Below are 17,345 nucleotides of genomic sequence, written 5' to 3' on the forward strand. Positions count from 1 at the left end.
GTGGGCAGGGCAGCGGCATCGGCTCGTGGTGGCACCAGGCAACCGTGGCGCGCCGCTTGGTCGGCTCCTCAGGGTCCGGGGTCCCGCTCACACGGGACCTTCGGTCCTCGTCCCCCAGCATGCACCTTCGTCAGTCTCGGACCATGGTCCGCCGGCTCCCTGCGGACTTGCCCCCTCGCGGAGATGACCTGGCTCAGCGGGAGTGCCGGGGCACGCGCCACTCGACGGACGTGCCCTCCCCCGGGACCGACCGCACGACCAGGTCGCCGCCGTGCCGACGAGCCCGCTGTCGCATGTTGGCCACACCGCTCTCGGTGGCACCGGGCTGCATGCCGACGCCGTCGTCGGTGACGATCAGCACCACGTCGTCGTCGACGGACACCACCACGTCGACGGCAGTCGCCTGGGAGTGCCGGTTGGCGTTGGTCAGGGCCTCGCTCAGGACCGCCAGCAGGTCTGCGGTGACGTCGGTGTGGGTCAGGCTGCGCACCGGCCCTTCGAACCGCAGGCTCGGCCGCAGCTTCATCGCCGTTCCGGAGCGGTCGACGATCCGGCTCACCTCCGACTGCACGTCGTCGGAGGTCTCCAGCGCCCCGAGGGAGAAGATGGTGCGGCGGATGTCCTTGATGGTGTCGTCGAGGTCGTCGACCGCCTGCTCCAGGCGTTCGGCCACCTGGGGCTGCTCCACGAGCCTGGCCAGGCCCTGCAGCTGCAGGCCCGTCGCGAACAGGCGCTGGATCACGAGGTCGTGGAGGTCCCGGCCGATCCGGTCGCGGTCCTCGAAGACGGCCAGGCGCTGCTGGCCCCTCCGAGCCCGCGCGAGCTGGAGGGCCAGTCCGACCTGCTCCGCGAACGCGGAGGGCAGCTCGAGCACCACGTCGTGGACGGACTCGGCATTGGCCGGGACCCACCCCAGTCCGAGGACCCCGCGGGTGTCACCCGTCAGCGGCACCAGGATGCCCGGCCCGAGCCGCGGCCAACCGGTCGGCGCGTCGGGTTTGAGCGCCCGGTCGTCCGCGACGAGGTCGGGGACGACGGTCGCCCTTGCCTCCTCGGAGACCCAGCGCGACAGCGACCCCGCGATCGGCAGCTCCCTCAGCTGCTCGATGTGCACCTCTGCTCCCGAGACCACCCGCAGTACCAGGTCGTCCACGCTCGGTCCCGCGACGATCCAGGCCACGTCGGCCCCCGCGACCTCGCGCGCGCGGTCGGCGATGAGCTGCAGAGCGTCCTCCTCCTCACCGGGATCTAGCAGTTCGGCGGTGATCTCGGCCGTCGCGACGAGCCAGCGCTGACGGCGCTCGGACTCCTCGTAGAGCCGCGCGTTCTCGATCGCCACACCCGCCGCGGCCGCCAGGGCGACCACGATCGCCTCGTCGGCCTCGGTGAAGTCGCCTCCGCCCTCCTTCTCGGTCAGGTAGAGGTTGCCGAAGACCTGGTCCCGGATGCGCACGGGCACACCCAGGAACGAGCTCATCGGCGGATGGTTCGGCGGGAAGCCGTACGACGCCGGGTGCGCCGCGATCTCATGCAGGCGCAGCGGCTCGGGCCGGTCGATGATGAGACCGAGCAAGCCGTGACCCTCGGGAAGGTCGCCGATCTTCACCACGACCTCGTCGGGCATGCCGTGGTGCACGAACGTCCGGAGTCGGCGCGCGTCGCCGCTGCTGAGCACGCCGAGCGCCGCATACCTCGCGTCGACCAGGGTGCCGGCGATGGTGACGATGCGGGACAGGACCCCGTCCAGCGAGAGGTCGGCAGCCATGGCGACGACGGCGTCGAGGAGGAGCTGGAGGCGCTCCTGCTCGTCCAGGGCCCTGTCGACGCGGCGCAGCACCTCGCGCAGCAGCTGGTCGAACTCAGCGGAGGCGAGTGGCTCGCCGTTCGCCGCGTGCGCTCCGGGGCGCGCGGGAGCGGCATTCTCCCCTGGACCGGGACTGGTCACGAGGGGTTGTGCTTGGTGGCGTAGATCGCCGCTTGCGTGCGGCTCGACAGGCCGAGCTTGGCCAGTAGTGCGGACACGTAGTTCTTCACGGTCTTCTCGGCGAGGTACATCCGTTCGGCGATCTGCCGGTTGGTGAGCCCCTCGCCGATGAGCTCGAGGATCTTGTGCTCCTGCTCGGTGAGCGTGGCGCGCAGCTTGTCCTCCGGTGGGCCGTTGCGGATGCGCTCGAGCACCTGCGCCGTCACGGAGGGGTCGAGCATGGACTGACCAGCGGCTACCCGGCGGACGGTGTCGACGAAGTCGTTGCCGCGCACCTGCTTGAGCACGTAGCCGGAGGCGCCGGCCATGATCGCGGCGAAGAGCGCGTCGTCGTCGTCGTACGACGTCAGGATGACGGCCTTGATGGACGGATCGAGCGAACGGACGTCACGGCACACGTCGATGCCTGAGCCGTCCGGGAGCCGGCCGTCGAGGATCGCGACGTCCGGGCGCAGCGCGGGGATGCGGCGGGTGGCCTCCTGTGCCAGTCCGGACTCCCCCACGACCTCGATGTCGCCCTCGCTCTCGAGGAGCTCACGGATGCCGCGGCGCACGATCTCGTGGTCGTCGAGGAGGAACACCCGGATGGGACCGCCCGCTTCCGGCTGATCATCTGTGCCCATGCCCGAACCCTAACGACAAATCCGGCGCGCCGAGACATGCTCTTGTGCCTGCTGGCCCGGGACCTTGGTCCCTGCTCGGGCTCGGGCTGCTGGGAGACCGTGGGACCCAGACCCACGACCGTCCGACCGGAGGAACCACTCGATGCTCGTCCGACAGCTCATGACCAGCAGCCCGGTGACGGTGTCGCGCCGGACGAGCGCACAGACGGCGCTGCGGTTGATGGCGGCGCACGACGTGACAGCGCTGCCGGTGACGACGCGGACCGGCCGGGTCGAGGGGATCGTCAGCGAGCTCGACCTGCTCCGCGAGCGGGCGGCCCCGCCCCGGGGTCACCACCTCGACGGCCCCAGAGGGGCCCTGGACCCGCCGAAGTACGTCGACGAGGTCATGACTCCTCATGTGCTGACGGTGCGCGAGGTCTCCGACGTGGCCGACGCGATCGAGCTCTTTCTCACCTCGGGGGTGAAGAGCCTCCCCGTCGTCGACCCCACCGACCGGGTGGTCGGCATCCTCAGCCGCGCCGACGTCGTGCGCGCGATCGCCCGCGCGGACGATGAGCTCGCGGGCGAGGTCGACGACCTGCTCGTGCGCGCCGGCCTGCGGGACTGGTACGTCGAGGCCTGCGACGGTGTGCTCCACATCTCCGGGCGCGGCGAGGACCGCCAGGAACGCCTCGCCGTGGCCCTGGCCCGGACAGTGCCCGGCGTCCTCTCGGTGCACGTCTCCACGAGCGCAGCCGACCAGGCCGGTCGTCACGGAGCCGGCCGATGAGCGCGCCGCCGGTCTCGGGCCTCACGTCCACGCTGCACAAGGTGGTCGAGCTGGCGTCGCTCGCGCCCAGCGTGCACAACACCCAGCCCTGGTGGTGGCGGGTCCGGCAGAACGTGCTGGAGCTGCACGCGGATCCCGACCGGCAGCTGCTGGTCGCCGACCCCGAGGGCCGCAACATGGTCATCAGCTGTGGTGCCGCCCTCCACCAGGCCGAGGTCGCTGCCACGTCCCTCGGCCTGCGCACCGAGATCGAACGGCTTCCGGAAGGCGATCCGCCCGGCCCCCTGGCCCGGATCACCGTGCACCCGGCACCGCAGGGCACGCCCGACGAGGACCGGTTGCGCGTCATCGAGGAGCGACGCACGGACCGGCGCCGGTTCACCTCGTGGCCGGTGCCGCCGACGCGGCTGGCGGCGCTGGGACGGCTCGCGACGCCCTACGGCGTCCGCGCCATCCCTCTGGACGACGTCAGCGACCGCTACCGGGTGGAACTCCTGGTGTCCCGCGCCCACGCGCTGCAGGCCCGTGACCCACGGGTACGCGCGGAGCTCGAGTCGTGGGTCGACGGCAAGCGTCTCGGGCAGCCGGACGGGGTCCACCTCGACGTGCTGCCCCCGTCGCAGTCCTCGGGTGACCTCCCGTCGCGATTCCCGGACGGGACGCTCGAGGACGTCGACCGCGACCTCGGCGGGTCGGACGCGCTGCTGGTGATCGCGACGATGGGCGACGACGCCCGCTCCTGGCTGGCCACGGGCGAGGCCATGGCAGCAGTGTGGCTCGGCGCGGCCGCGGACGGGCTCTCGGTGGTCCCGCTCAGCCAACCGCTCGAGGTGCCCGAGACGCGGCTCGCCCTGCAGCACGACGTGCTGGAGACAGTGGCGGTCCCTCAGCTCCTCCTGCGCATCGGCTGGCAGCCGATCAGCCGGTCCACCCTGCCGCGGAGCCCACGGCGTCCCCTGGAGGAAGTCCTGCGGCCGTGACGTCGGCCGGACCAAGGTCCCTCCACGTCGGTACGTCGAGCCGTGGGGGATCCCGTCTCCTCGTCCCTAGCGTGATTCGAACCCGGCCCCGCCGCTGACGCGCTTCTTCGGCAAGCTCATCCTCCGCGTCCAGCGCGCGAGGTCGACGGAGTCCACCTCGAAGTCGACGGTCCACCGCCCGCTCCTCGGGCCACGTACCCGTCCGGGACGGTCCTGACGTGGGGCGTCCCGTCGACGAGCAGGGCCCTAGGTCCCGAGCAGTCGGGCCCATGGCCCGTGGGCCCTGACGAGACCCGACGCGAGGCTGGACGCATGACCAGCCAGTCGTCCAGCACCTACACGGGCGCCGTCGTCGTCGGCCTCGACGGCTCCGGCCACAGCGAACGCGCTCTCGAGTGGGCGGCGGTCGAGGCCGGGCGGCAGCACCGTCGACTCGTCCTGCTGCACAGCGCCGCCATCCTGCCTGCCCGACAAGCCGTCGGGCTGTCCCCCATGGGCGGTGGGGTGGACCCGCACCTCATCGTGCAGGCCGTCCACGACGCCGCGCAGGCGTTCTTGAACGACCGCGTCCTCTACGCCCGCGACCGCTGGCCCGACCTCGACGTCGCCGGTGCCCTCACCCAGCTCGATCCGCGCGAGGCCCTCGTCGAAGCAGCCATGAGCGCCCACCTGGTGGTGCTCGGCTCGCGGGGCCGCGGTCCCGTGACCAGCATGTTGGGCTCGGTCAGCGTCTGGACGAGCAAGCGAGCCGCGTGCCCGGTGGTGATCTGCCGCCCCGTAGGCGCCACTGCGGAGAGGCGCGGGGTCCTGGTCGGCGTGGACGGCACGGCCGCGAACGCACCCGCCGTGGAGATGGCCTTCCAGCTGGCCTCGGAGCGCGACGGTGACCTGACCGTCCTGCACTGCGTCTACGAGGTCGGCGGCGTCAGCCGCGACCTCGACCTCTGGGAGGACGAGGCGCAGCGGCTGGTGTCAGAGTCGGTGGCCGGCCTCCGCGAGAAGTACCCCGACGTCAACGCCAAGCTGCGCGTCGCCGTCGGGCTCGTCGACGACACGCTCGCCAACGCGTCCAGTCACTACGAGCTCTTGGTCCTCGGCCGACCGGCGCCCCACCAGACGCACCTCTTCCACTTCTCCACGACCACCGCCGTGCTCGAGCGCAGCACCACCACCGTGGTCGTCGTCCCCAACCCCGTCGAGACCCCAGGAGGTCCGCTGTGAGCACCATCGGCACCACGACCCGACCCACCGGAGCGGTCGTCGTCGGAATCGCTGCCAGCAACACCACGTCCGCGATCCGCTGGGCCGTGGAGGAAGCCCGGACGCGCCAGCTGCCGCTCCACCTCGTGCACGCGTTCGGCACGCCCGGGGCCATCCTCACCAACCAGACCCACGGCCGCGTGTTCGAGCAGGCGGAACACGCTCTCGAACAGGCGGTCGCCCACGCCCGCGGACTCGCTCAGGGCGCAGTCCAGGTCTCGGGTGAGCTCGACGGCGAGAACGAGCCCGTCGACGCGTTGGTCGACCTCTCCGACAAGGCAGCGCTCGTCGTGCTCCAGCACCGCATGCTGGGTCCCGTCCACCGGGCCTTCTCCGGCTCGCTGGTCAACGCCGTCGCTGCACGCGCCCACGGACCGGTCGTGTCGGTCGCCGAGAACTGGCGACCACGGGACCTGCGCGGAGTCGTCACGGTGGCGGTCCAGGATCCTGACGACGCGCTCGCGCTGCTCTGCGCCGCCGGCGACGAGGCCGGCGCCCGCGGAGCCGCCGTCCATCTCCTGCACGCCTGGTGGCTGAACAGCGGCTACGACCTGGTGGTCGTCGACGAGGCCTATCGCAAGGAGCGTGCGGGCGAGGTGCGCCAGTGGCTGAACCCCATCCTGCGGGAGTTCGCGCGGCTCCAGCCTGGGACCGAGGTGACCGAGGAGATCCGGCACGCGCCTCCGTTGGAGGCCATCCTCGACGCCGCGGCGATGTGCGACGTCCTGGTGATCGGGAGGCGACGTCACGTGCTGCCCCAGGGCAGCCACCTCGGCCCTGTGTCGCGAGCGGTCCTCGACCACACCGACACGCCCGTCGTCGTCATCGGCAAGTCGTCTCACGAGCGCTCGTCGTGACCAGCGGGCTCGTCCCCAACAGGCCCGACGACAACCAGCCCAGCGAGAACCCGCCGTGACCACTCACGCCCACACCGAAGGACGCTCCGCCGGCGCGCTCGTTCCCCCCGGGGCCGTCGTCGCCGGGCTCGACGAGCTCACCGGCGCGACCGCAGCGCTCGACTGGGCCGTCGACGAAGCGCTCTTGCGAGGGCGGCCGCTGGTGCTGGTGCACGCGCTCGACCCTGAGGGATCGCGCTCGGTGGCACGCGCCGAGAGCGCCCGCCTGCTCGATGACGCCACGGCGCATGTCCGGCACCGTGCCGGACCCTCGCTCGACCTCCACCGGCACGTCGCCGAGGGCGACCCCACGGAGCTGCTCGTCACGTTGTCGTCCGGAGCCTGCGCGATCGTGCTGGGGTCGCGGGGGCGCGGCGCGATCCGGAGCACCGTCCTGGGCTCCGTGAGCGTCGGGGTCTCCAAGCAGGCGGCCTGTCCGGTGATCGTGCACCGCCCGCACGCCCATCCCGGCCTCGTCCGCCACGGGGTCGCGGTGGGAAGCAGCGCCACTGGCCACTCCCCTCACACGCTCGCCTTCGCGTACGACGCGGCGTCGCTGCGCGGCTGGCCGCTGACCGTCATCCACGCCGTGTGGGACTCCGAGGCCATGGTCAACACACCGCACCTGGTCACCGGCGCCGCCCTGCTGCGCCTGGAGAGCGAGCGGCTGCAGGTTGCGGAGGCGATGGCCGGACTCGCCGAGGAGCACCCCGACGTGCGCGCGCGGGTGCTGGTCGCACGCGGCCGGCCCGAGGAATGCCTCACGTCCTTGGGCGCGCGGATGCACCTGCTCGTCGTCGGGCGTGAGGGTCCGCCCCGCCGCCTCTCGAGGGCCACCGCCGTGTCCGTCGTCGAGAGCTCCGACTGCCCCGTCGCGGTCGTTCCCAGCCTGAGCCGGTCCACAACCGAGAGGAACCCGTCATGAAGGCCGCTGTCGTCACCAGCTTCACCGAACCCCTGCAGATCCAGGACCGGCCCACGCCCGAGCCGGGTGCGGGGCAGGTGCTCGTGCGCATCGAGGCCAGCGGCCTGTGCCACACCGACATCCACGCCGCGCACGGCGACTGGCCGGTCAAGCCGCAGCCACCCTTCGTGCCCGGTCACGAGGGCGTCGGCATCGTGGAGGCCGTCGGCCACGGCGTCGAGGTGCGCAGCGTGGGCGACCGCGTCGCGATCCCCTGGCTCGGCCACGCGTGCGGCCACTGCGACTACTGCATCAGCGGCTGGGAGACGCTCTGCCTGCAGCAGCGCAACACCGGCTACTCGGTGGACGGCTCGTTCGCGGAGTACGCGCTCGCCGACGCGGACTACGTCGTCCCGGTTCCCGACGGCATCGACCCCGTCGACGCGGCCCCCCTGACCTGCGCCGGCGTGACGACGTACAAGGCCATCAAGGTCGCCCGCATCCGCCCCGCCGAGAAGGTCGCCGTCTTCGGCGTCGGCGGTCTCGGCCACCTGGCCGTCCAGTACGCGCACCTGGTCGGCGGCAGCGTCATCGCCGTCGACGTCGACCCGGACAAGCTGGCGCTCGCGACCGAGCTGGGCGCCGACCACGTGGTGGACGCCAGCGCCACCGACCCCGTGGCAGCCATCGAGGCCCTCGGCGGTGCCGACGTCGCCGTCGTCCTGGCCGTCATCCCCGCGGCGTTCGAGCAGGCGTTCGCGTCACTGCGCCGTGGGGGACGTCTCGTGTGCGTCGGTCTGCCTCCCGAGTCCGACGGACCCATGGCCCTCCCGATCTTCCCGACGGTGCTGAAGGGCATCTCGGTCATCGGCTCGATCGTCGGGACCCGCCAGGACCTCACCGAGGTCTTCGACCTTCACGCTCGGGGCCGCACCCGCGTGGTGGCGGAGACCCGCAAGCTCGACGACGTCAACGAGGCCGTCGCCGACGTCCTCGCCGGACGGGCGCGCGCGCGGCTGGTCTTCGAGCTGTGAGGGCTCCGCACATGACCCGGCCGCAGCCCACTCCCCGACCCGGCAAGCATGCCGCCGGTTGGACCGACTGGTGTCGAAAGCAGTGGGCAGACCACCGCGACCGCGTCCTGTTCCTGGCGGTGTTCGCACTGCTGGCATTCCTCGTCGTCCTGCCGTTCGCGCTCGGTGGCGGGGACCACCCGATGTTCCCGTGACGATCCAACCCAACCCGACAACCACGCTGAATTCCCACGCTGAATGTGAGGAGCCATGACCACCACCAACCGTCCCCAAGCTCTCGTCGTCTACGAGTCGATGTTCGGCAACACCGAGCGCGTCGCGCAGGCCGTCGCCGACGGCTTGCGTGAGTCAGGCTTCGAGGTCGATGTCCACAATGTCGTCTGGGCGCCGGAGCGGCTGCGCCTCGGCTACGACCTCGTGGTCCTCGGCGCACCGACGCACGCGTTCTCGCTGAGCCGGCACAGCACCCGCGCTGACGCGGTCAAGCAGGGCGCGCCGTCCGAGCGGACGCGCATCGGCATGAGGGACTGGCTGCTGGACCTCTCCTGGGACGGCAGTCCACCCGCGGTGGCCGTCTTCGACACGAGGGCCACCAAGGTCCGCCACCTGCGCTGGGCCGCCGACCGCGCCATGATCAGCCTCCTGCGCCGCCGGGGGCTTCGCCCCCACGGTTCGCCGGGCGTCTTCCTCGTCACCGACGTCAAGGGGCCTCTGGAGCCCGACGAGATCACCCGCGCGACCACATGGGCCCGGACCCTCGCCGAGACGGTGCCGGTGGCACCTGGTCGCTCGGGCTCCTGAGACGGCGATGCGAGGCACGGCGACCCGGTCGGAGTAGTACGACCGCGTGGCCGGGGAGTAGAACTGCAGGATGCCGGGCTACATGCCGAGGTCGCTGCGGGTCTACCTCGTGGACGACCACGACATCGTGCGTCGCGGCCTGCGCGACCTCCTGGTCATGGCGGACGACATCAACGTCGTCGGTGACACCGCCTCCGCCCGAATGGCGGTGCGAGAGATCCCCGGCCTCAGCGTCGACGTCATGGTGCTCGACCTCAGGCTCCAGGTCGCTGCTCGCCGGCGCCGCCGGCTACGTCATCAAGCTGGCGCACAGCTCCGACATCGCCGCGGCAATCCGTCGCGTGGGAGCAGAGAAGCCCCTGATGGACCCGGACGAGGTCGCGAGGCTACGCCGCCGGCTCCGGGCAGACCTCGAGCGATGGCAACCCGCACCGACAGAGCGTGAGGCCGCGCTGGCCGAGTGCGTCCTGCGCGGCCTCACGAACGCTCAGACGGCTGAGCAGCTGGGCATGCCGCTGGAGCAGACCGCTGTCGAGGTCACCCGCCTGGTCGACAGGCTGATGGCGGTCACGCTCGGTCGCTCACCCGCAGCCGACACCGGACCATCGCCCGGCAAGCATCGCCGGGACGGCGTCTGATCCGTCAGCCCCAGTCGCCGGCGGCGCGCACCGGCTGGTGCCCGTGCAGCAGGACCTCGTCCGCGTGGTCGCGCTGCCCTCGCGTCCTGGCCGGGCAGACCAGGTGCACCGGTGTGCTGCTGTGGGCGATGACGGATCGAGCGGTGGTGCCGAGGTGCCACAACGGCACCCGGTGCGGTGTGCGGAACAGCATGAGGAGGTCTGCGCTCTCGCCGGCCTCGACGATCCTGGACGCAGGATGACCGTGCTTGACCCGCACCTCCACCTTGACGAAGGGATACCGGCTGCGCCAGGTGGCCAGGATCTGCTCGAGCTGCTCGGTCGCCTCGACGCGCCAGCGTGCACCCTCGGTGCGCTGCTCGATGAGGTCGAGGTAGGCGTCGGGAAGCTCCCATGCGTGCAGGACCACCAGGTCGAGGTGGCGCTCGGTCGCGACCGCGAACGCGTCCGCGAGGAGCGCGTCGGCGTGCTCCTGGCTCTTGACCGCGGCCACCAGGCGACCGTGCCAGTCACCGACCCGGGCCCGGGCCTGCCACGTCGGATCGACGACGACGACGTCGACGTGGCTGCGCGCGACGACGCTCGCGGTCACGGCACCGAACATCAGCCTCTCCACTCCCTGCTGGGACTCGCGGCCCACCACCAGCAGATCGGCGTCGACGGCGGCGTCCACGATCTCCGCGACTCGGTGGCCCCGGACGAGCATCCGCTCCACGAACACGTCCGGATCGGCCTCGCGCACCTGCTCGGCCGCCCGGCCGAGGATGTCGTTGCCGATCCTGGGGAGCTCGACCATGTCGAGGGAGACGTCGACGCTCGCGAGCGCCGAGTAGCCCGGACTCACGTGGACCAGCCGGAGTCCGACCCCTCGGAGGATCGCCTCCTGGATCCCGTAGCGCAGTGCCCCTGCGCTGCCCGGGGTGCCGTCCACCGCCACGACGACGTGAGCCGAATCGCGTTTCGACATGGTCTTCTCCTAAGTCCTGGGGTCGGTCCTGGCGCCGGTGCGACCGCCTTCCGACACTGTCCGTCGGCTGGCCATGGCCGGGCAGGGCCTTCGGGCAGATCACCCACGGGACCTTCGTCATCAGGATGCTGCGCGCGGGACCAAGGCCCCCATCGGCGGGGACCGCCGGCCCTGACCACCACGGCCGGAGGGCAAGAGGCTCGGACGGAAGACTCCATCGACCTGCGAGGCGACCAGCCATGACCACTCACGCGCGCGAGCAGCACCACCCCGTCGTCACCAATCCCTCGCTGGTGCCGTACGGCGCCGTCGTCGTCGGGGTCGACGCGATCTTGACGGACATCGTCCTGGACTGGGCGATCGACCACGCACGGGCCCAGGGACGGCCCTTGGTCCTGGCGCACGCCTCCGGCCCTGCCTGGGCCGAGCGCACCGTCCTCGACGCCGAGCAGCTGCGCGACAAGCTGGTCAAGGTGGGTGAGGACGCCCTCGAGCACGGCTACGAGCGCGCTCGGAGACGCGCAGGCGACGACGTGCGGATCGAGAGGTTCGTGGGGATCGAGGATGCGGCCGAGCTCCTCGTCGGGCTGTCGAGACGTGCGTCCCTCGTCGTCGTGGGCTCGCACGGACGCGGCCCTGTGGGCCGTCTGCTCCTCGGCTCGGTCGGCGTCGTGGTCGCCGAGCGTGCTGCCTGCCCCGTCGCGGTGCACCGGCCGAGGCGGGTCGGCGTCGTACGGCAGGGGGTCCTGGTCGGCATCGGCGCCACCGCACACTCACGCAGCACGCTCGAGGTCGCCTTCCGTCTCGCATCCAGCCATCGGCTCCCGCTGACGATCGTCCACAGCCGGTCCGAGCTGGAGGCCACCGCAACGGGGCCCCACCTGGTCAGCGGTGACGCGCTCCAGGACGTCGACGAGGAGCGACTCCAGGTCGCCGAGACGATCGCAGGCCTGCGGGAGGACCACCCCGACGTCCACACCACCGTCCACCTCGCCCGCGGCCGCCCTGACCAGGCGCTGACCAGCCTGGCTGGTCGCATGGACCTGCTGGTCGTAGGTCGCCACGACGGCCGGCGCGGGCAGCTCGTCGGCGGGACCGCGATCTCGATCCTGGAGCACAGCTCCTGCTCGGTCGTCGTCGTTCCCGAAGTCCCCACGGCGCCCTGACGTGCCCGAGGGGTCTGCGGTCACGAGGACTCGGGACCAACGTCCGCCCGAGGCAGTCACTCCGACCCTGCCGAGGAGGCACCCCCCAGCGAGATCGTGGTCTTGCCAACAACAGATACACCACGCTCCTCGAAAGGGAGGGATCTCAAATGACCACGCTGCACCGCCCCGTCCCGAGCGTCACCGACGTTCACGTCGAGGACGAGATCGTCACGAGCGGCCCGGCCCGCATGGCCCTGGCCGCGCTCCGCATCGGCTTCGGGCTCACGTTCCTGTGGGCCTTCTTCGACAAGCTGCTGGCCCTGGGCTACCACACCGGCTACAACCAGGAAGGCGTCCTCGACCGGTTCGGCGACGCGGCCTGGATCAACGGCGGCAGCCCAACCGAGGGCTTCCTCACCTTCGGCGTCAACCCGGACTCGCCCTTCGCGAGCTTCTACAACAACCTCGCCGGCTACGCGATCGTCGACTGGCTGTTCATGCTCGGCCTCCTCGGCATCGGCCTCACCCTCACCCTCGGTGTCGGGATGAGGATCGGCGCGATCTCCGGGTTCGTCATGTACCTGTTCATGTACGGCGCGGTCATGGTGCCCGAGAACAACCCGGTCTTCGACGACCACCTCATCGGTGCCATCGCGATGACCGTCCTGTTCTTCACCCTGGCCGGCGACACGTGGGGCTTCGGCAAGGCCTGGGCCAAGACCCACCTCGTCCGCAAGTACGCAGCGCTCCGCTGACCCGGTAGCGCACGACACTCCGAGCGGCGATCGACCTCCCCGAGTCGGTCGCCGTCTCGGCATGTCCGGTGGCATGTCCGGTCACATGTCCTGTCGGCATGTCTTGTCGGCATGTCTTGTCGGCATGTCTTGGACGAGCGCGGCGAGGACCCAAGTCCCGGGCGGGCAGGACCTGCGGCCCTGCTCGCGGAGAGCCGTTCTCCAGATCCTTGAAACAGACGAGCCACGACACGGAAGGACACGAAGATGAGGATCGCCATCAACGGCCTGGGCAGGATCGGCCGCGCCTTCCTCCGGCAGGCAGTGACCGGCAACGACGACATCGAGATCGTGGCGGTCAACGACCTCACCGACCTGACGACGACCGCACACCTGCTCCGTCGGGACAGCACCTTCGGGCCCTTCCCGGCAGACATCCGCGTCGAGGACGGCTACCTCATCATCGACGGTCACAAGATCCCGGCGTACCAACAGGCGACTCCGGCCGAGCTTCCGTGGGGCGAGCTGGCCGTCGACGTCGTTGTCGACTGCACCGGCAGGTTCCGGTCCGGTGAGACAGCAGGAGGGCACATCGAGGCGGGCGCCCGCAAGGTCGTCATCTCCGCCCCCGGCAAGGGGGTGGACGTCACGATCGTGATGGGCATCAACGACCACGTCTACGACCCCGCTGTCCACGATGTCGTGTCCAACGCGTCGTGCACCACCAACTGCGTGGCGCCCATGGTCAAGGTGCTGCACGACGCGTTCGGGGTCCAGCAGGGGTTCATGACCACCGTGCACGCCTACACCGGTGACCAGAACCTCCTGGACGGCCCGCACAAGGACCCGCGTCGCGCCCGTTCCGCGGCCGTGAACATCGTGCCCACGACCACTGGAGCCGCTGCGGCCGTCGGCCTAGTCGTCCCCGACGTGGCGGGTCGGCTCGACGGCCTGGCGCTCCGCGTACCCGTGGTCGACGGTTCACTTGTCGACCTCGCGGCTCTCCTCGATCGCGACGTCACCGCGGAGGAGGTCAACGAAGCGTTCCGCGTGGCCGCGGCCGGCGGCGACCTGCACGGCCGGCTCCGCGTCGAGGACCAGCCCTTCGTCTCCGTCGACGTGATCGGCGATCCCTTCTCCTGCGTCATCGACGCCCCTCTCACCCAAGCATCCGGCCGCCTGGTCAAGGTCTTCGGCTGGTACGACAACGAGTGGGGGTACACGACCCGCCTCGTCGAGCTCGCCCGGCTCGTCGGAGGACATCCCCGGACCGAGGGCTGACCCGTGCGGTCGGCCCTGCTCCGAGACGGCGTCACGGGACCCGCTCCCGGCCTCGGCGCACCTCTCGACCGGGACGATCTGCGCACGTGGACCGCGGACGTGCAGCTGTGGTGGATCCCGCTGGGCGCCGGCGGCTCCCCCGTCGTGCACGCGAGCGGGCTTCTGTACGAGGCTCTCAGCGCCTGGCGCCAGCACCGGCCCGCCGCGGCGCTCTTCCACAGCGCACTCAGGGTCGTCGTCGAGGACGTGGCTTTCGTGATCGAGGTCGCCCCGGCCTGGTCTCGCCCGGCCCCGGACGCGCGCAGCATCATGGGCACCGGCGCGGTCGGTGCCACGCCTCTCGGTTCGAGCCGTTGGTTTCGCTACGAGATCCGCCGCTGGCCCCACGGGGTGATCCCCGACCAGGACTACGCGGTCTCGGGGCCGACGCACCTCAGCGACGACCCTCGAGCCGCACTGCAGCTGCTGGCCCTGGTCGCCCAGTGCCCCACGCCGGTGTGGGGACGCGACCAGCTGCGCACCGGGGAGATGTGGAACTCCAACTCCGTCGTAGCCTGGCTGCTGGCCTGCTCCGGCATCGACCCCGGTGATCCACCTGGCGGCGGGCGAGCTCCCGGCTGGGACGCCGGGATCGAGCTGGCCCGGCGCCAGAACGAGCGGGAACGTCGGTGAGGCCGCAGGTCGGACCTGCGTCGCCGCCCCTTCCTCCGGGACCACGAGAGACATCGGACCGGGCCGGGCCGGGGTTGAGCACCGCCGAGGCTCAGCGTCGGCTGGCGACCTCGGGGGCCAACGAGGTGGTACGCCGCCGCCGGCTCTCGGTCTGGTCGAGCATCGGCGCCCAGCTGCGCGACCCGCTCGTGCTCGTCCTGATCGCTGCTTTCGCGCTGACCGTGATCACGGGCGACCTCAGCGACGCGGCGGTCATCGCCCTCGTCGTGCTCGCCAACACCACCGTGGGGGTCGCTCAGGAGCTGAAGGCCGACCGCGCGATCACCGCTCTCGCCCAGCTGACCAGCGCGTCGGCCAGGGCGCTGCGCGACGGCACCGTCACGTCCGTGCCGTCCGCTGAGCTGGTCGCCGACGACGTGGTGCTGCTGGGTGAGGGCGACATCGTCCCAGCCGACTGCGAGCTGCTCGAGGCGACGAGCCTCCTGGTCGACGAGTCGGCCCTGACGGGCGAGTCCGTCGCGGTCGCGAAGTTCGCGCCCGACGGCCTCCACTCCGCCGACCCGCACGAGTCGGCCGACGAGCTGGCGTCCGGGAGCGTGGTCGTGAAGGGCCGGGCGGTCGCGGTCGTGCGTCGCACCGGTGCCGCGAGCGGGCTCGGGCGCATCGCCGAGCTGACGGACACCCGGGTGCAGCCCACTCCTCTCCAGCGACGGCTCGCAGAGCTCGGCCGCTGGCTGGCGATCGTGGCCGTCGCGATGTGCGCGCTGGTGCTCGTGCTGGGGCTGCTGCGCGGCCAGCCCCTCGAGGCCATGCTGGTCACCGCCGTCAGCCTCGCGGTCGCCGCCGTGCCGGAGTCCCTCCCCGCCGTCGTGACCCTGAGCCTGGCGCTGGGCGCTCGGCGCATGGTGGCCCGGCACGCCCTGATCAGGCGCCTCCCCGCGGTGGAGACGCTCGGTTCCGTCACGGTGCTGGCGACCGACAAGACGGGCACGCTGACGCAGGCGCGGATGGCGGTCGACGCCCTGTGGACGCCTGGGCGCGGCCCGGTGCTGCTCGGCGAGGACGGGTCGATCGACCTGGACCAAGCCCCCGACGTCGCCGAGCTGCTCCGGGCCTCGGCGCTGTGCAACGACGCGTCGCTGGTACCACCGGCAGGGGCGGGCTCGCCCTGGAGCGGTCTCGGCGACCCCACCGAGGTGGCACTGCTGCTCGTCGCCGCAGGTGCCGGCCTGTTCCGCGGGGACCTGGAGAAGACGTGGCCACGCGTCGCCGAGGTGCCCTTCGACTCCGCGGACCAGCAGATGACCACGACCCATCGGCTCGGCGGCGAGTCCCCGGAGGCCATGTTGGTCGTGAGCAAGGGATCCGTGGAGGCACTGCGCGCTCGGCACGGACAGGGAGCCGACCGCGCGGCCTGGGCAGAGGCCGGGGCCCGGGCCGAGACCTGGGCCGCGCTGGGAGCACGGGTCCTGGCCGTCACCTCCGCCGAGGTCCTGAACGGGCGGGACTGGGAGCAGGCCGAGCACCGGCTCCTCGGCCTGGTCTCGATGCGCGACCCGGTGAAGCGAGCCGCTCGCGACACCCTCGCCTCGTGCAAGGCCGCCGGGATCCATCCCATCCTGATCACCGGCGACCACCCGGCCACAGCCTTGGCCGTCGCCACCCGCGTCGGCCTGCTCACCGACGTCGAGGCAGCCGCGACCGGGTCGGTCGCGACGGGCCCCGAGATCTCCGCCGGCTCCGTGCCGGACCTCACCACCGTGCGGGTGTTCGCCCGCTGCACCCCGGAGCAGAAGCTCGACATCGTGCGCGCCTGGCAGGACCGCGGTGCGGTCGTCGCCATGACCGGTGACGGCGTCAACGACGGACCCGCCCTGCGCAGCGCCGACATCGGCGTCGCGATGGGGCATCGAGGCACCGAGGTCGCCCGTCAGGCCGCCGACCTGGTGCTCGCGGACGACAACCTCGACACCGTCGTCGCGGCGGTCGAGGAGGGTCGCCGGGTCTACACCAACATCCGCAGGTTCCTGCTCTTCGCCATGGCCGGAGGCGCCGCGGAGATCCTGGTCATGCTCCTCGGGCCGTTCGTGGGGTTGGCCGTGCCGCTCCTCGCCGCGCAGATCCTCTGGGTCAACCTGCTCACGCACGGCCTCACCGGCGTCGCCCTCGGCGCGGAGCCTGCGGACCCCGCCCAGATGCGCAGACCCCCGCGTCCTCCGGGACACAGCGTCCTCGGCGGCGGTCTCTGGGAGCGGGTCCTCGCGCTGAGCGCCGTCCTGGCGGTGGCCACCCTCGGACTGGGGGTCTGGGCGCAGGGCGCCGACCGCGCCTGGCAGAGCCTGGTCTTCGTCGCCCTCACGAGCCTCCAGCTCGGGGTCGCGCTCGGGCTGCGCTCCTCCTTCCTGACGCGAGCGAACCCCCTCCTGCCCGCCGCCGTCGCGGGTTCCCTGTCGCTGTCGGTGGCCGGTGTCTACTTGCCGGTGCTGCACACCCTCCTCGGCACCACGACCCTGCCGGTCGCCGACCTGGCCGCCTCCCTGGCCGTCGGCGTCGTCGGGTTCGTCGCGGCCCGCGTCGCCCGCCGCACGCCTGCTGGGCGCAGCGAGACGGGTCGGTCCCGGTGACACCGGTCCCGACCCGTCAGGGTGCGG

The 17,345-nt window shown here is 71.8% G+C and carries 17 protein-coding genes; 14 read left to right on the forward strand and 3 right to left on the reverse strand.

Annotated features, from left to right (window positions below):
- Positions 1-193 precede the first annotated feature (193 nt).
- Positions 194-1,945 carry a sensor histidine kinase gene (locus ABD295_RS08090; protein ID WP_344303173.1) on the reverse strand — a complete coding sequence of 584 codons (1,752 nt, stop codon included), beginning with the start codon at positions 1,943-1,945 and terminating at the stop codon, positions 194-196.
- Entirely contained in the window at positions 1,942-2,607 is a 666-nt protein-coding gene (locus tag ABD295_RS08095; RefSeq protein WP_344303174.1) for a response regulator, read from the reverse strand. The genes ABD295_RS08090 and ABD295_RS08095 overlap by 4 nt, the downstream gene beginning before the upstream one ends.
- Positions 2,608-2,749: 142 nt before the next feature.
- Here ABD295_RS08095 and ABD295_RS08100 point away from each other — a divergent pair, with 142 nt between their 5' ends.
- From ABD295_RS08100 to ABD295_RS08140, 9 genes are all read left to right on the forward strand, one after another.
- Complete coding sequence (locus tag ABD295_RS08100) at positions 2,750-3,379, forward strand: CBS domain-containing protein (protein WP_344303175.1); 630 nt, start codon at positions 2,750-2,752, stop codon at positions 3,377-3,379.
- Complete coding sequence (locus tag ABD295_RS08105) at positions 3,376-4,359, forward strand: Acg family FMN-binding oxidoreductase (RefSeq protein WP_344303176.1); 984 nt, start codon at positions 3,376-3,378, stop codon at positions 4,357-4,359. The genes ABD295_RS08100 and ABD295_RS08105 overlap by 4 nt, the downstream gene beginning before the upstream one ends.
- Before the next feature lie 312 nt (positions 4,360-4,671).
- A complete protein-coding gene (locus ABD295_RS08110; protein WP_344303177.1) occupies positions 4,672-5,580 on the forward strand; it encodes a universal stress protein in 909 nt (302 codons plus the stop codon).
- On the forward strand, positions 5,577-6,476 hold the full coding sequence (locus tag ABD295_RS08115) for a universal stress protein (RefSeq protein WP_344303178.1): 900 nt from the start codon (positions 5,577-5,579) through the stop codon (positions 6,474-6,476). Before ABD295_RS08110 ends, ABD295_RS08115 begins: the two co-directional genes overlap by 4 nt.
- Before the next feature lie 55 nt (positions 6,477-6,531).
- Positions 6,532-7,440: a universal stress protein gene (locus ABD295_RS08120; RefSeq protein WP_344303179.1), complete on the forward strand. Its 909-nt coding sequence runs from the start codon at positions 6,532-6,534 to the stop codon at positions 7,438-7,440.
- Positions 7,437-8,453: an alcohol dehydrogenase AdhP gene (gene adhP / locus ABD295_RS08125; RefSeq protein WP_344303180.1), complete on the forward strand. Its 1,017-nt coding sequence runs from the start codon at positions 7,437-7,439 to the stop codon at positions 8,451-8,453. The genes ABD295_RS08120 and adhP overlap by 4 nt, the downstream gene beginning before the upstream one ends.
- Positions 8,454-8,464: 11 nt before the next feature.
- Positions 8,465-8,647 carry a hypothetical protein gene (locus tag ABD295_RS08130; RefSeq protein ID WP_344303181.1) on the forward strand — a complete coding sequence of 61 codons (183 nt, stop codon included), beginning with the start codon at positions 8,465-8,467 and terminating at the stop codon, positions 8,645-8,647.
- Positions 8,648-8,702: 55 nt separating this feature from the next.
- Positions 8,703-9,254: a flavodoxin family protein gene (locus tag ABD295_RS08135; RefSeq protein WP_344303182.1), complete on the forward strand. Its 552-nt coding sequence runs from the start codon at positions 8,703-8,705 to the stop codon at positions 9,252-9,254.
- Positions 9,255-9,616: 362 nt separating this feature from the next.
- Positions 9,617-9,892, forward strand: coding sequence for a hypothetical protein (locus ABD295_RS08140; protein WP_344303183.1), 276 nt, complete (start codon positions 9,617-9,619; stop codon positions 9,890-9,892).
- Positions 9,893-9,896: 4 nt separating this feature from the next.
- Here the strand turns inward: ABD295_RS08140 and ABD295_RS08145 are convergent, their stop codons facing one another.
- Entirely contained in the window at positions 9,897-10,859 is a 963-nt protein-coding gene (locus ABD295_RS08145; protein ID WP_344303184.1) for a universal stress protein, read from the reverse strand.
- A gap of 239 nt (positions 10,860-11,098) precedes the next feature.
- Here ABD295_RS08145 and ABD295_RS08150 point away from each other — a divergent pair, with 239 nt between their 5' ends.
- From ABD295_RS08150 to ABD295_RS08170, 5 genes are all read left to right on the forward strand, one after another.
- Positions 11,099-12,025 (forward strand): universal stress protein, encoded by a 927-nt coding sequence (locus tag ABD295_RS08150; RefSeq protein ID WP_344303185.1) that lies wholly within the window; start codon positions 11,099-11,101, stop codon positions 12,023-12,025.
- A gap of 149 nt (positions 12,026-12,174) precedes the next feature.
- Entirely contained in the window at positions 12,175-12,762 is a 588-nt protein-coding gene (locus ABD295_RS08155) for a hypothetical protein (RefSeq protein WP_344303186.1), read from the forward strand.
- Positions 12,763-13,008: 246 nt separating this feature from the next.
- Entirely contained in the window at positions 13,009-14,022 is a 1,014-nt protein-coding gene (gene gap, locus ABD295_RS08160; RefSeq protein WP_344303187.1) for a type I glyceraldehyde-3-phosphate dehydrogenase, read from the forward strand.
- 3 nt (positions 14,023-14,025) lie between these two features.
- Entirely contained in the window at positions 14,026-14,694 is a 669-nt protein-coding gene (locus tag ABD295_RS08165; RefSeq protein WP_344303188.1) for a hypothetical protein, read from the forward strand.
- 74 nt (positions 14,695-14,768) lie between these two features.
- Positions 14,769-17,318, forward strand: coding sequence for a cation-translocating P-type ATPase (locus ABD295_RS08170; protein ID WP_344303189.1), 2,550 nt, complete (start codon positions 14,769-14,771; stop codon positions 17,316-17,318).
- Positions 17,319-17,345 lie beyond the last annotated feature (27 nt).

It is taken from the genome of Nocardioides bigeumensis, assembly GCF_039531755.1.
GTDB classification, from domain to species: domain Bacteria; phylum Actinomycetota; class Actinomycetes; order Propionibacteriales; family Nocardioidaceae; genus Nocardioides; species Nocardioides bigeumensis.